This is a genomic window from Streptomyces sp. NPDC044984 (assembly GCF_040646935.1).
Taxonomy (GTDB): Bacteria; Actinomycetota; Actinomycetes; order Streptomycetales; family Streptomycetaceae; genus Streptomyces.
In genome coordinates this window covers 62,497-75,307 of sequence record NZ_JBEZBE010000027.1, presented here as the reverse complement: position 1 = coordinate 75,307, position 12,811 = coordinate 62,497, and the positions used below count along the sequence as shown (strand labels likewise).

Sequence of the window (12,811 nt, the reverse complement as noted above, 5' to 3'; positions counted from 1 at the left end):
GCGGCCCGCCCGTGCCGGCGCCGTGGTGGGCGGCCGGCCGGGGAGCGCGATGCGCGGCTGCCGGCGGGAGGCGATGCCGGGCCCGGCGGGCACCGTCCGCGGGTGCCGTCCCACCGTGTGCGGGCTGACGCGGCCGGGCCGGCTCCGGCCTCGTCCGGGTCCGGCCGGACCGGCGCGGCGACGGCCCGGCAGGCGGTTCCGTGACCGGCGCACGGGGCGCGGCCGGGACTCGGCGGTGGTGTCCGCGGACGCCTCGGTAAGCGGACACCTCGGTAACCTGCGTCCTCATGATGCGTGTCTGGATCCTGCCGATGCTGTTGCTGCTCTGCGGCTCGGCCGTCGCGACCGGGCTGGTCCTCACCGGCAGCCCCGGTGCGGCCGCGGCACTTCTGTCGGCGCTGCTGCTGTTCGCGGGCACGAACTCGCCTCTTGTCTTCCCGCGATCCATCGGCGCGCTGGAGGCACGACGCCGCAGCGCGGCCGACGGCCGGCCGGTCGTCTTCTGGCGGCCCGGCTGCGCGTACTGTCTGCGCCTGCGCGTCCGACTGGGCCGCGACGCCGGGCGGTTGCACTGGGTCGACATCCGGCGTGACCCGGACGGGGCGGCGGTGGTGAGGGCGGCCAACGACGGCGACGAGACCGTGCCGACGGTCGTCGTCGGGGGCCGGCCACACGTCAACCCGGATCCCGCATGGGTCCGCGCACAGCTCTCCCCTCCACCCGCGCCGTAGGGAGGACGGAGCGGCACCGGGAACACCGGGCCCGGTGGCGCCCGTTCCTCTTCCCCGGCCGGTCGGGAGGCAGCTGCCGCCGTCCGGAGCCGGTCGGCCGTCCAGGTGCGAAGCGTGTGCCGAGAACGGCCGTTCCGGCCCTCCCGGTGGCCGTAGGATCTAGTGATCTCGTGGGGGTGGTCATGGGCAGGCAGCGTCCCGGCACACCGACGCTGGAGGAGGTGGCCGCGCTCGCCGGTGTGGGGCGGGGCACCGTCTCCCGCGTCATCAACGACGCGGCGGGCGTGAAGGACTCGACGCGCCGCGCCGTGCAGCGCGCCATCGCCGAGCTGGGGTACGTCCCCAATCTGGCGGCCCGTTCGCTGGCGGGCCGGCGTGCCGACGCCGTCGCGCTGGTCATGACGGAGCCGGACTGGCGGCAGTTCGGTGAACCGTTCTTCTCGGAGATCGTCCGGTCCGTCGGCGACGCGCTGACCGACACCAAGGTGCAGCTGCTGCTCACCCTGGTGCGCACGGATGCCGAACGGCAGCGCCTCGTGGAGTACGCGCGCGGCGGCCGGGTCGACGGCGTGATGCTGATGTCCGTGCACGCCGAGGACACGCTGCCCGACATGCTGGCCGAAGTGGGGCTGCCCACCGTCCTGCTGGGGCGGCGCTCGGGCGAGGAGAGCGTGACCTACGTCGACGCGGACAACGCCGGCGGTGCCCGCGGCGCGGTGGCGCACCTGCTGGGCCTCGGACGCCGCTCGATCACGACCATCACCGGGCCGCTCGACATGTACGTGGCCCAGTGCCGGTTGCGCGGTTACCGCGAGGCGCTGGAACGGGCGGGCGCCGAGAGCAGGCCGACCTGGACGGTCGAGGGGGACTTCTCGGCCGACAGCGGTCGCCGGGCGATGGCCGAACTCCTCGAGCGGGCCCCGGAGACCGACGCCGTGTTCGCCGCGTCGGACACCATGGCCGCGGGCGCGCTCGACGCCCTGCGCGCGGCGGGACGCCGGGTGCCGGAGGACGTCGCGGTGATCGGGTTCGACGACTTCCCGCTCGCCCAGCACACCGACCCGAAGCTGACGACGGTGCGCCAGCCGCTGGAGGAGATCGGCCGGACGATGGTGCGGCTGCTCCTGGAGGAGATGGAGGAGCCGGAGGTGGCCTGGCGGCACGTCATCCTCCGTACGGAACTGGTGCTGCGCGGCTCCGCCTGACCCGTCTTCCCCGCCTCCTCGACCGTCTCACGAGCCACAGCCGCATCGAATGTTTCGGGAGCGCTCCCGAGGCGGACGGCCCTTCAGGACCACCTCGCTGAGCTGCGACTTCGAAATGAATTCGACAGTTTCCCGCGCACAGTCTTGTCAGGGACATGTGTAGCTCCTACAGTCCCGTCCCGAAACACCAATGGGAGCGCTCCCATCAATGGGGAGGCGGGAGCGCTCCCGCCCGGTCGTCCCCCGCACCCTCTTGGAGAGGTCCCCGCATGCGACGGTTACCGCACCACACCCGGGCCCTGCGCGGCCTGTTCGCGACGCTCCTCACCGCTCTCGCCGTGGTCGCGGCGCTGGTGACCGGGACGGCGCCGGCCCAGGCCGACACCACGATCTGCGAACAGTACGGATCGACCACCATCCAGGGGCGCTACGTCGTCCAGAACAACCGCTGGGGCACCAGCGCCACCCAGTGCGTCACCGCCACGGACACCGGTTTCCGCGTCACCCAGGCCGACGGCTCGGTGCCGACCAACGGGGCCCCGAAGTCGTACCCGTCGGTCTTCAACGGCTGCCACTACACCAACTGCTCGCCGGGGACCGCCCTCCCCGCGCGGATCAGCGGCATCTCCAGCGCGCCGAGCAGCATCTCGTACAGCTACGTCAGCAATGCCGTGTACAACGCCTCGTACGACATCTGGCTGGACCCGACGCCCCGGACCGACGGCGTGAACCGGACCGAGATCATGATCTGGTTCAACCGGGTGGGCCCGATCCAGCCGATCGGATCGCAGGTCGGCACGGCCGGCGTCGGCGGGCGCACCTGGGAGGTGTGGTCGGGCAGCAACGGCTCCAACGACGTGCTGTCGTTCGTCGCACCGTCGGCGATCAGCAGCTGGAGCTTCGACGTCATGGACTTCGTCCGGGCGACCGTCGCGCGCGGCATGGCGCAGAACGACTGGTACCTGACGAGCGTTCAGGCGGGCTTCGAGCCCTGGCAGAACGGGGCGGGGCTCGCGGTGAACTCCTTCTCCTCCACGGTCCACACCGGCTCGGGGGGTCCCGGGGAGGAGCCCGGTGGCCCGGCGGCGTGCACGGTGTCGTACGCCACGAACGTCTGGCCGGGCGGCTTCACCGCGAACGTCACCGTGAAGAACACCGGTACGTCCGCCGTCGAGGGCTGGAGGCTCGCCTTCACCCTGCCCTCCGGGCAGCGCGTCACCAACGCCTGGAACGCGTCCGTCACTCCCTCCTCGGGCGCGGTCACGGCGAGCGGGCTCGACGGCAACACGCGGATCGCGCCCGGCGGCAGCCAGAGCTTCGGCTTCCAGGGAACCTACGACGGCACCTTCGCCCAGCCGAACGGCTTCAGTCTGAACGGCACCGCCTGCGCGGCCGCCTGACGCGACCGGCGGACCGCGCACCCGCCGTGTCCCCCGACCCGGGGCCCGTTCTTCCTCCCTGCCCGACAGGGCGGGCCCCGGGTCCCTCCGAGCCCCCCGCCCGTCCGGTCGACGCCCCTCCCGGGACGGGCGGGGTCTCCACTCCCCCGCACCTGTCCGCCCCATCCACCACCGGCACAGGAGATCCCATGGCCCTACGACGGAGATTCGTCTCCTTGGCAGCAGTACTGGCCACCCTCCTCGGAGGGCTCGGCCTGAGCTTCCTCTGGCAGAACGACGCACAGGCGCACGGCGTGGCGATGATGCCCGGATCACGCACCTACCTCTGCCAGCTGGACGCCGTCACCGGCACCGGCGGGCTGGACCCGACCAACCCGGCGTGCCGGAACGCGCTGAACCAGAGCGGCGCGTCGGCGCTGTACAACTGGTTCGCCGTCCTCGACTCCAAGGCGGCGGGACGGGGCGCCGGCTACGTCCCGGACGGCACGCTCTGCAGCGCCGGTGACCGCTCCCCGTACGACTTCTCCGCCTACAACGCGGCCCGCGCGGACTGGCCCCGGACGCATCTGACGTCCGGAGCGACGGTCAAGGTGAAGTACAGCAACTGGGCCGCGCACCCCGGTGACTTCCGGGTCTACCTCACCAAGCCCGGCTGGTCGCCCACCTCGCAGCTGGGCTGGGACGACCTGGATCTCATCCAGACCGTCACCAATCCGCCCCAGCAGGGCTCACCGGGCACCAACGGCGGCCACTACCACTGGGACCTGAAGCTTCCCTCCGGGCGCTCCGGCGACGCGCTGATCTTCATGCAGTGGGTGCGTTCGGACAGCCAGGAGAACTTCTTCTCCTGCTCCGACGTCGTCTTCGACGGCGGCAACGGCGAGGTGACCGGCATCCGGGGCTCGGGCGGCACGCCGACCCCGGACCCGACCCCGGACCCGACGGACCCCCCGACGCACACCGGCTCCTGCATGGCCGTCTACAACGTGGTGAACTCCTGGGACGGCGGCTTCCAGGGCTCGGTCCAGGTGATGAACCACGGGACGTCGCCGCTCAACGGCTGGGCCGTGCAGTGGAAGCCCGGTTCCGGGACCACGATCGGCAGTGCGTGGAACGGCTCCCTGACCAGAGGTTCCGACGGCACGGTGACGGTGCGGAACGTCGATCACAACCGTGTGATCAACCCCGACGGGAGTGTGACGTTCGGCTTCACCGCCACGTCGTCGGGCAACGACTTCCCGGTGGGAACGATCGGCTGCGTGGCACCGTAGCCGGCCCCGACGGGCGGCACCGGCGGAAAATCCCTACCGGTGCCGCCCGGAAAGGGCCGAGACTTCCCCCATGACTGACATGGAGTCGTTCCGGGACGCGGTCACCACGTGGGCGGCCGGTGGTCCCGGCGACCCCGCGCGCGAGCTGGCCGCGCGGCTCGGCGTCCGGACGGTGGTGCTGCTCGAAGGACTGAGCGACGCCGCGGCGGTGGGCGCGCTGGCCGCGGGCCGCGGCCGGGACCTGGCGGCCGAGGGTGTCTGCGTGCTGCCGATGGGCGGCGCGATGAACGTCGGGCGCTTCGCCCGCCTTCTCGGACCGCCCGGCCTGGGTCTGCGCCTCACGGGACTGTGCGACGAGGGCGAACGCGGCTACTACGCCCGCGGGTGGGAGCGGGCCGGTGCGGCACGGCAGGAGTTCTTCGTCTGCGCCGCGGACCTGGAGGACGAACTCATCCGCGCGCTGGGGGTGACGCGGGTGGAAGAGCTCATACGGGCGGAGGGCGATCTGCGCCCCCTGCGGACCTTCCTGAGCCAGCCCGCCCAGCGGGAACGCACCGCACAGCAGCGGTTGCGGCGCTTCCTCGGCACGAAGAAGGGCCGCAAGATCCACTACGGTCGCGTCCTCGTCGAGGCGCTCCACCCCGAGCGTGTGCCCGCCCCGCTCGACGACCTGCTCACCAGCCTCTGACCGACGGGCGACGGGTCGGGGAAGGACCGGTCGCCGAACAGGACGCGGGCGGCCGCGGCCCGGCCGAGCGGCGTGCGCAGCACGGCGAACGCCGCTGTGGCCGCGGCCGGTGTCCGGAGGTGCGCCAGGCCTCTGCGCAGGGTGAGGCGGCCCCGGAACTGTGCGCGCAGGGTGGCTCCGCTGTAGTGGGCGAGGGGGTCCGCCCCGCCCGACCGCAGTGCGGCGTCGAGGACGGAGGCGGCCAGCTCCGACAGTCGCAGGCACGGGTCCAGACCGCCGGCGGTGAGCGGGGAGACCGCGCCGGCCGCGTCGCCCACGAGCAGCCCGTCGGCACAGGCGATGCGGCGCAGGACTCCGCCGACGGGTATCGGGCCCCCGCGCCGCTCCACCGACTCGGGCCGGTCCACGCCGGCCAGTCCGGGGGCCGAGGTGCCGAACTCCTCCATGGCGCGGCGCAGTCCCCGGGGGAAGCGGTCGGCGTAGCCCGCGACCCCGACATGGGCGTGCCGCCCGTCGTTGACCACCCAGGCCAGGTACCCGGGGGCGAGCGAGGGGTCGAGGACGCAGTGGAAGGTCGGCGGTTCGCCGTTCGCGGGCACCTCGAAGACCTCTTCGGCACCGACCAGCAGCCGGCGGTTGCGGTCGAGGCCGAGGTCGCGGGCGACGCTCGAGCGGGCCCCGTCCGCTCCGACGACGAAGCGCGCCCGGACCGCGGCCGGGCCGTCGCGGCCCACCAGGCGGAAGGTGCCGCCTTCCCGGCCGGCGTAGCGCGTGCCCAGCGCCAGCCGCACGCCGGCCTCGACCGCCGCCGTGGCCGCCGCCTCGTACAGCGGCGCCATGTCGCCCACCCGGAACTCGTCGCGGTCACTGACCAGGCTGACGGGGAGGCGCAGGCCGGGAGGGTAGAGCACCACGCGCCGGATCGGCGGCCCGAGGTGTTCGTCAGGCAGCGGGAAGTCGTCCAGCGTCTTCCGTACGAAGATTCCCGTGGTGCGGATCGCACCGGCGAGGTTGGTCCGCCGCTCGGCCAGGAGCACGTCGTGACCCCGCCGGGCGAGAAGTGTGGCGACGTGGAGGCCGGCCAGTCCCGCACCGACCACCAGCACATCCGTTTCGGCCGTGTCTTCGCGGGTGCGGGCTGCTGTGGGCATGGCTGTGCTCCTTCGGGCCGTCGAAGGCGGACGCTTCGATCGAATCACGATGGAAAATTATCGAAATTCGATAGGTGCGGCAAGCGGGGGAACACGTCTCGCTCCTGCGTGGCACCTCACCGGCACCGGGTGTGAAGCGGGTGTGGACCTTGTTCGCCGGAAGAACGCAAGGGCGCGCGCACCCTGGCCAGGTACCGGACCGGCCTGGACACTGGGCGGGTCGGTGACCGATCGGCCGAGGCCGGAGAGGACGCGCCCATGAGGTTCAGCTACGCCCTGTTACCCGACTACCCGCTGCAGGACTCGCTGGCGTCCATCAGACTCGCCGACGAGCTGGGCTTCTACGCCTGTTACGCCGCGGACGAGACCTGGCACAAGGACCTGTGGCTGCTGTTCGCCGCGGCCGCCGGCCAGACCCGCACCATCCGCCTGGGGCCCAGCGTCTCCCCCGTCACCCTGCGCGAGCCGACGCTGATCGCACAGGCCCTGGCCACGCTCGACGAACTCTCCGGCGGTCGCGCCGAGGCCGTGCTGTCCAGCGGCAACTTCGGCCTCCTGGCGCAGTACGGCATCGACTGGACCCGGACCCGGCCCCTGTCCCGCGTCAAGGAGGCGCTGCACGTGGTGCGGACGCTGCTGGACGAGGGCACCATCACCCACCGGGGCGAGTTCTACTCCTACGACGGGCTGTTCACCTTCGCCCGCCCGGTCCAGCGGCGCGTGCCCCTGAAGCTCGGGGCGATGCGGGGGCCCAGGTCCTTCGAGGCGGCCGGCGAACTGTCCGACGGATGCCACCACGCACTGAGCTACACCGCGGAGGCCTACGCGTACGCGGTCCGTCACATCAAGGCCGGCGCGGAACGGGCAGGCAAGGACTGGCGCTCCCTCGACATCGGCGCCTGGGTGGTGTTCGCCACCGGGCCCGACTCCCGGGCGGCGAAGGAGGCGGCCCGCAGCATGGTGGGCATCTACGCCTCCTCCATGCCCGAGGAGCAACTGCGCCGCAACGGTGTGGAACCCGCCGAGCTGAAACCGGTGATCGAGGCGATCGGCGCCGGCGATCTGGCACGGGGCATCGAACTCACCACGCCGGAGGTCGCCGAGCGGCTGTCCGTCGCGGGCACGCCGGCCGAGTGCGCGGAGAAGATCCGCACCCAGATCGCGCCCAGCGGCGTGAACCACGTCATCTGCGCCCTCACCGACCGGCGGCTGGTGCGGGCCTTCACCGGCCGGGAGCTGGCCGGCGTGGCGGACGCCGACGACCAACTGCGCCTGATACACGACGAGATCATGCCGGTGCTGGCTTGAGGTGGGCACCGGGACCGCACCCCGACAGTGAGCCGCACCACCGCCGGGGTTCCCCGATCGGCCCCGACGTGGAACGCCCCGGCCGAGCCGGCCACCCGGGCCGTGGCGCGCTCGATGGTCCCACGGTGCCGTCCAAGTCGCCCCGAGGTCTCGACGTCCTTGCGGAGTGACGGCACGGGCACGAGCGCGCCCCTTCCTACTCGTCGTGCTGCCGGCGCACCATCTCGGTGATCCAGACGGGCGCGAACGGAGAGGGTTGCGCGGTTGCGCGCAGGCGGCGTGAACGGCCGGTGCCGGCCGGGTGGGTCGGCCGGCACCGTGCCCGGCAGGTGATCGCGCACCTGGGTCCGGGTGGCAGGAGTACGCCGCTGCGACCCGATGCGCCTCGTCATCGCCGCGTCCGCGCACCGGGGCGCGGACGCGGCGGTCCGGTGTGCGCGTGCTAACGCGGATCCCGCTCCGCCGCCTCGGCCGCCTCGGCGACGCGCTTGATGTCCGCCAGCCGACGGTCCCAGTCGGCGGCGAGCGCGCCCATCCACCGCGCCGTCGCGTCCAGCGCCGCGGAGCGCACGGTGTAGCGCACCTCACGACCGGTCCGGCGGCCGGTGACCAGCCCGGCGGCGTCCAGTACCGAGAGGTGCTTGACCACCGCCTGTCGTGACACGGGCAGCCGCTCGGCCAGCCGTGTCGCGGTGGCTTCGCCCTGTGCGGCGAGCACGTCCAGCAGCTGCCGTCGCGTGGGGTCGGACAGCGCGCCGAGGACGCTGTCGACGTCCGCGACGCCGCCGCGGTCCTCGCCCGTCACATCGACGGCTCTTCGGCGCGCGACTTGAGCGCGTCGAGCTCCAAGGGCCAGCCCTCGCTGTGGTCCTTGTGGTTGCGGCTGCGCAGTTCCTCGGACCCGGCCAGCACCGTGAAGCCGCTCTCGACGACGCGCAGACGGGTCCGGTCGCCCTCCCGCGTCAGCGTGAACTCCACCAGGGTGCTGTTGTCCTCGCGCAGTTCCTCTCCCGGGAAGGCGCTGGTCCAGCGGTACGCCAGATACGTCGGCGGCTCGACCTTCTCCACCCGCACGGGGAAATCGCCGTGCTCGGGGTTCTTCGCCACCAGCACCTCGCCCTCCCTGGCCACGGTGCCCGGCAGGCTCGCCTTGTCCGCCACCCAGAATCCGGGCTGGGCCACCAGCGACCAGACCCTCTCCATCGAGGCCTCGATCAGGGTTTCGCGTTCGATCCGGTCCTCACTCATCGGAAACTCCTTCAGTGCGCCATTGAGTGCAACTCCACGGTTGCACATCGACCCCTCAGGCGCAACCCGAGGGTTGCGCCACGGTGGGCGGGCCGAGTGGTCCCGCCCGTCGTCCACGGCACCCGGCGAACCGGCCGGACCGGGTCCTGACCCTTGGTGTGATCGAGTGGTAGGCGTCCGGACGCGCGCGTACGGTCGAACGGTGGACTCCCGAAAGGGCGACCCGGCATGACCAGAAGCAATCCGCGAACGGTCTCCGCAGCGCAGCGCGCCGCCCGGGACACCGGCGGCGGGGGAAACGCGATGGCGCTGCTGGTCATCGCGTCGTGTCAGCTGATGGTGGTGCTGGACATCACCATCGTGAACATCGCGCTGCCGCAGATCCAGCGCTCCCTGGACTTCTCCACCACCAGCCTGTCGTGGGTGGTCAACGCCTACACCCTCACCTTCGGCGGTCTACTGCTGCTCGGCGGCCGGGCCGGCGACATCCTCGGCAGACGGCGTGTCTTCATCGCCGGCGTGCTGCTCTTCGTGCTGGCCTCGCTGCTCGGCGGACTGGCCCAGAACTCCGGTCAACTCCTCGGCGCCCGCGCCCTCCAGGGCGTCGGAGGGGCCATCGCGTCACCGACGTCCCTCGCCCTGATCAGCACGACCTTCCGCGAAGGACCGGAACGCAACCGGGCGTTCGGGGTCTTCGCCGCGGTGTCGGCGGGCGGCGGCGCCATCGGGCTGCTCGCCGGCGGGGTGCTCGTCGAGTGGCTGAACTGGCGGTGGGTGCTCTTCGTCAACGTCCCGATCGGCCTGCTCATCGCCCTCGCCGCACCGCGCTGGATCAGGGAGTCCGAGCGCCACCCGGGCCGCTTCGACGTCACCGGCGCGCTGACCTCCACGGCGGGCATGGTGCTGCTGGTCTACGGGTTCATCAGGGCCGCGCAGGACGGCTGGCGGGACGCGCTCACGCTGGCGTCGTTCGCCGCGGCCGTCGTCGTCCTCGCGGGGTTCGTCCTGGTCGAGCGGAGATCCCGGCAGCCGATCACCCCGCTGCACATGTTCGCCGACCGCAACCGCGCGGGCACGTACGGCATCATGCTGTGCCTGGCCGCGGCGATGTTCGGCATGTTCTTCTTCCTGACGCTCTTCGTGCAGAACGTGCTGGACTTCAGCCCCCTCCAGGCCGGACTCGCCTTCCTGCCGGTCAGCGCGGTCATCGCGATCGGTGCCGGGGCGGCCTCGCGGTTCCTGCCCGTGTACGGCCCCAAACCCTTCATGGTCGTGGGCGGTGTGCTGGCGGCGGCCGGCCTGGCCTGGCTGACCCTGACCGACGTCCACTCCACCTACGCGGGCAGCGTCCTCGGTCCGATGCTGGTCTTCAGCCTCGGCATGGGCATGGAGTTCGTGTCGTTGACGCTCATGGCGCTGTCCGACGTGCCCGTCCAGGAGACCGGCGCGGCCTCCGGCCTGCTCAACGCCACCCAGCAGGTCGGCGGTTCGCTCGGTCTGTCCATCCTGGTCACGGTGTTCGGTACGGCGAGCGCCGACGAGGCGGCGAAGCAGATCCCGCGCTTCCTGCGGCAGGCGGCCCCCGCCGAGCGCGTGCGCTTCCGGCGCACCGGGGAACTGCCGCCGCCCTGGGCCGACGAGGTCCTCACCTCCGGTGTCTCGGCGGCCTTCGTCACGGCGGCGGTCTTCGCCGTGCTCGCCGCGCTGATCGCCGCCGTGGCCGTCCAGGTCCGCCCCTCCGACCTGCGGCGCCTCCAGGGCGGATGAGCGAGTCCGCCGGTGGCCGGTTCAGTGGCCGCGTCGGGGGACCCTCAGGTCCGCGACCACGGGCCGGTGGTCGGACGCCTCCGTCGCCACCGTGCGGGCGCCGGTCACCCGGATGTCCGGGGAGACGGTCACCAGATCGATGCGCTTGACCGGGACGGCCGCCGGGTACGTCCCGCCGCCGTCGGGGGCGGCGTCCCGCAACCGCTCCCACAGCGGCGCCAATTCGGGGGCCGTCGCCTCGGCGTTGAAGTCGCCGACGAGGATCTTCGGTCCGCGGTCGGCGGCCAGTACGCCGAGCATGTCCGCCACCTGGGCCGCACGGACGGAGGGGTCCGCCCGGTAGTCCAGGTGCGTAGTGTAGACGTGCACGCGCGCGCCCCGCACACCGACCACGACTTCGGCGAAGCCGGGAGCCGGGACCGGCACCGGATCGGGTGTCTGCGTGGAGAGCCGGGTGATCTCGTGGTTCTCGGCGTCGAGCACCGGGTGGCGGCTGAGCACGGCGACGCCGTACTGCCGGCGCTCGCCGCCCTCGCCGGCCGGGTCCAGGTCGTAGATCGGTGCGAAGAACACCCGCATGTCCAGCTTCTCGGCCAGTGCGCGCGCCTCGTCGGTGAAGTCGCTGCGGGCGCCCCAGTGGACGTCGACCTCCTGGAGGCCGATGACGTCTGCGCGCAGGTCCCGTATGGCCGCCGCGGTGCGGTCGAGGTCGAAGACCTGGTCCTCGCCGGCCCCGGCGTGGATGTTGTACGTCGCCACCCGCAGCGGCACCGCGGGGGCGTCCGGCCCGGGGGCGCCGGCGGCCGTGGCCGGTGCGGCCGTGGCCAGCAGGGCGGCGGCGAGCACGGCGGCGGCACGGACGGGGCGGACTGGGCGGACTGAACACCGGAATCCGGGCTTCATGCCTTCTCCAGGTCGGGTGGGAGGGGAGGACCGGCACAGTGCGTTCCGCCGGGGCTCCCGCCGGTCGCCGCAGCACCGTACCGCCGCCGTCGGTGACGGGGTGACGGAACCGGCGGACACGTCGGGAACCGGGTGCTCGCCGGCGCCGCCGGACCGACGGTCTGTCAGAATCCCTCCGTGCACCGCCGTGAAACGCCCGCCCGCGTACGTCTGTGTCGGGCTGGAACGGCTGGGACTGCTACGACACCGCGGTGACCGAGGAGGAGGTCCTCGCCCTGATGACGGGCGGCGACCTGCCCACCAGCCCGCGGGAGACGGTCGAACCGCTCACCGGCGACGAGGCGTCGGACGTCCTGTGGCACAGCCGGGACGACCGCGAGGTCCTGCGGGAGGACGACCTCGTCCTGTGGACCGCCCGGGACACCGACGGACGCACCCGCTACGCCACCGTGTTCTCCCTGGCCGACGTCCCCCGGCGGACCGCCGTCCCGCTCGGCTCCGTCGGCGTCCGCCCGGACGACCGCGTGCGGGAACTGCGGACCCGTACCGGCGTCCCGCACGACGGCCGTCACCTGTGCGTCGAACTGCCCACCCACGGCGCGGCCCTGTACCGGCTCAACGGGGCCCGGCCGGGTACGTCGCGCGGATGAGCGCGAGCACGGTGACGGTGCTCATCGGCGGGCCCCGATACCGGAACGGTCCGGGGAAGTCCCCGCAGGTCCGAGCCGCTCATCGTCCGCCCTCTCTCCTCACGGTGCCGAGTCGTTGTGCGTTGCCTCCCTATGGACCGGACGGGCACGCCGTCTGTGACACGGCACGCCAGAGGCGTACGGCGGCGCCCCGTCGTACGTCACGTGCGCTGCGGTCGGTGCGGTCGGTGTGACCGGTGCGTTCGTGCCGTCTCACGCAGGCTCGGCATGCAGCGCGTCAATGACGGAGCTCCCGCGGACGGCCGCGGCCGCAGCCGCGAACAGGGCTGTCAGCAGGCCGTACACGACATCGGCGGCGTTCACGACCGCTCTCTGCGGATCCCGGAACCGTTCACCGGTGAGGGACCGGGTGCGGCACGCATGTGTGACATGGGTGCCGGGACACGGTGTGTCGTCGCGGGCCCGTGGCGGTGCGCGGGCTCACACGTT

General features: G+C 72.7%; 12 protein-coding genes. 8 read left to right on the top strand and 4 right to left on the bottom strand.

Going from position 1 to position 12,811, the window contains the following annotated elements; translation table 11 throughout:
- The first annotated feature begins 287 nt into the window (after positions 1–287).
- The 5 genes from AB0A94_RS26885 (at position 288) to AB0A94_RS26865 (ending at position 5,295) form a co-directional block, all read left to right on the top strand.
- Positions 288–731 (top strand): glutaredoxin domain-containing protein, encoded by a 444-nt coding sequence (locus AB0A94_RS26885; protein WP_361748398.1) that lies wholly within the window; start codon positions 288–290, stop codon positions 729–731.
- Between the two features lie 182 nt (positions 732–913).
- Positions 914–1,936 carry a LacI family DNA-binding transcriptional regulator gene (locus AB0A94_RS26880; protein ID WP_361748396.1) on the top strand — a complete coding sequence of 341 codons (1,023 nt, stop codon included), beginning with the start codon at positions 914–916 and terminating at the stop codon, positions 1,934–1,936.
- A 269-nt stretch (positions 1,937–2,205) separates the two neighbouring features.
- Entirely contained in the window at positions 2,206–3,336 is a 1,131-nt protein-coding gene (locus AB0A94_RS26875) for a cellulose binding domain-containing protein (RefSeq protein WP_361748394.1), read from the top strand.
- Between the two features lie 188 nt (positions 3,337–3,524).
- The gene (locus AB0A94_RS26870; RefSeq protein ID WP_361748391.1) at positions 3,525–4,607 is read left to right on the top strand and encodes a lytic polysaccharide monooxygenase; all 1,083 of its coding nucleotides are present in this window, start codon (positions 3,525–3,527) and stop codon (positions 4,605–4,607) included.
- A 70-nt stretch (positions 4,608–4,677) separates the two neighbouring features.
- Positions 4,678–5,295, top strand: coding sequence for a TOPRIM nucleotidyl transferase/hydrolase domain-containing protein (locus tag AB0A94_RS26865; RefSeq protein ID WP_361748389.1), 618 nt, complete (start codon positions 4,678–4,680; stop codon positions 5,293–5,295).
- On the opposite strand, the gene AB0A94_RS26860 is transcribed toward AB0A94_RS26865, so the two are convergent.
- Positions 5,217–6,446, bottom strand: a complete 1,230-nt coding sequence (locus tag AB0A94_RS26860) for an NAD(P)/FAD-dependent oxidoreductase (RefSeq protein WP_361748387.1) — start codon at positions 6,444–6,446, stop codon at positions 5,217–5,219. The two genes, AB0A94_RS26865 and AB0A94_RS26860, sit on opposite strands and share 79 nt — an antisense overlap.
- A 258-nt stretch (positions 6,447–6,704) precedes the next feature.
- Here AB0A94_RS26860 and AB0A94_RS26855 point away from each other — a divergent pair, with 258 nt between their 5' ends.
- Complete coding sequence (locus AB0A94_RS26855) at positions 6,705–7,754, top strand: LLM class flavin-dependent oxidoreductase (protein WP_361748384.1); 1,050 nt, start codon at positions 6,705–6,707, stop codon at positions 7,752–7,754.
- 442 nt (positions 7,755–8,196) lie between these two features.
- On the opposite strand, the gene AB0A94_RS26850 is transcribed toward AB0A94_RS26855, so the two are convergent.
- Positions 8,197–8,559, bottom strand: a complete 363-nt coding sequence (locus AB0A94_RS26850; protein ID WP_361748382.1) for a metalloregulator ArsR/SmtB family transcription factor — start codon at positions 8,557–8,559, stop codon at positions 8,197–8,199.
- A complete protein-coding gene (locus AB0A94_RS26845; protein ID WP_361748380.1) occupies positions 8,556–9,002 on the bottom strand; it encodes an SRPBCC domain-containing protein in 447 nt (148 codons plus the stop codon). The genes AB0A94_RS26850 and AB0A94_RS26845 overlap by 4 nt, the downstream gene beginning before the upstream one ends.
- 228 nt (positions 9,003–9,230) lie before the next feature.
- Here AB0A94_RS26845 and AB0A94_RS26840 point away from each other — a divergent pair, with 228 nt between their 5' ends.
- Positions 9,231–10,769 carry an MFS transporter gene (locus tag AB0A94_RS26840; protein ID WP_361748378.1) on the top strand — a complete coding sequence of 513 codons (1,539 nt, stop codon included), beginning with the start codon at positions 9,231–9,233 and terminating at the stop codon, positions 10,767–10,769.
- A 21-nt stretch (positions 10,770–10,790) separates the two neighbouring features.
- On the opposite strand, the gene AB0A94_RS26835 is transcribed toward AB0A94_RS26840, so the two are convergent.
- Positions 10,791–11,672: an endonuclease/exonuclease/phosphatase family protein gene (locus AB0A94_RS26835; protein WP_361748376.1), complete on the bottom strand. Its 882-nt coding sequence runs from the start codon at positions 11,670–11,672 to the stop codon at positions 10,791–10,793.
- 212 nt (positions 11,673–11,884) lie between these two features.
- Between AB0A94_RS26835 and AB0A94_RS26830 the strand changes: the two genes are divergently transcribed.
- Positions 11,885–12,322: a hypothetical protein gene (locus AB0A94_RS26830; RefSeq protein WP_361748374.1), complete on the top strand. Its 438-nt coding sequence runs from the start codon at positions 11,885–11,887 to the stop codon at positions 12,320–12,322.
- Positions 12,323–12,811: the final 489 nt, after the last annotated feature.

Bases quoted from the DNA above. Each gene is read 5' to 3' on its own strand.
- AB0A94_RS26885 (WP_361748398.1), top strand. From the start codon at position 288: ATGATGCGTGTCTGGATCCTGCCGATGCTGTTGCTGCTCTGCGGCTCG.
- AB0A94_RS26880 (WP_361748396.1), top strand. From the start codon at position 914: ATGGGCAGGCAGCGTCCCGGCACACCGACGCTGGAGGAGGTGGCCGCG.
- AB0A94_RS26875 (WP_361748394.1), top strand. From the start codon at position 2,206: ATGCGACGGTTACCGCACCACACCCGGGCCCTGCGCGGCCTGTTCGCG.
- AB0A94_RS26870 (WP_361748391.1), top strand. From the start codon at position 3,525: ATGGCCCTACGACGGAGATTCGTCTCCTTGGCAGCAGTACTGGCCACC.
- AB0A94_RS26865 (WP_361748389.1), top strand. From the start codon at position 4,678: ATGACTGACATGGAGTCGTTCCGGGACGCGGTCACCACGTGGGCGGCC.
- AB0A94_RS26860 (WP_361748387.1), bottom strand. From the start codon at position 6,446: ATGCCCACAGCAGCCCGCACCCGCGAAGACACGGCCGAAACGGATGTG.
- AB0A94_RS26855 (WP_361748384.1), top strand. From the start codon at position 6,705: ATGAGGTTCAGCTACGCCCTGTTACCCGACTACCCGCTGCAGGACTCG.
- AB0A94_RS26845 (WP_361748380.1), bottom strand. From the start codon at position 9,002: ATGAGTGAGGACCGGATCGAACGCGAAACCCTGATCGAGGCCTCGATG.
- AB0A94_RS26840 (WP_361748378.1), top strand. From the start codon at position 9,231: ATGACCAGAAGCAATCCGCGAACGGTCTCCGCAGCGCAGCGCGCCGCC.
- AB0A94_RS26835 (WP_361748376.1), bottom strand. From the start codon at position 11,672: ATGAAGCCCGGATTCCGGTGTTCAGTCCGCCCAGTCCGCCCCGTCCGT.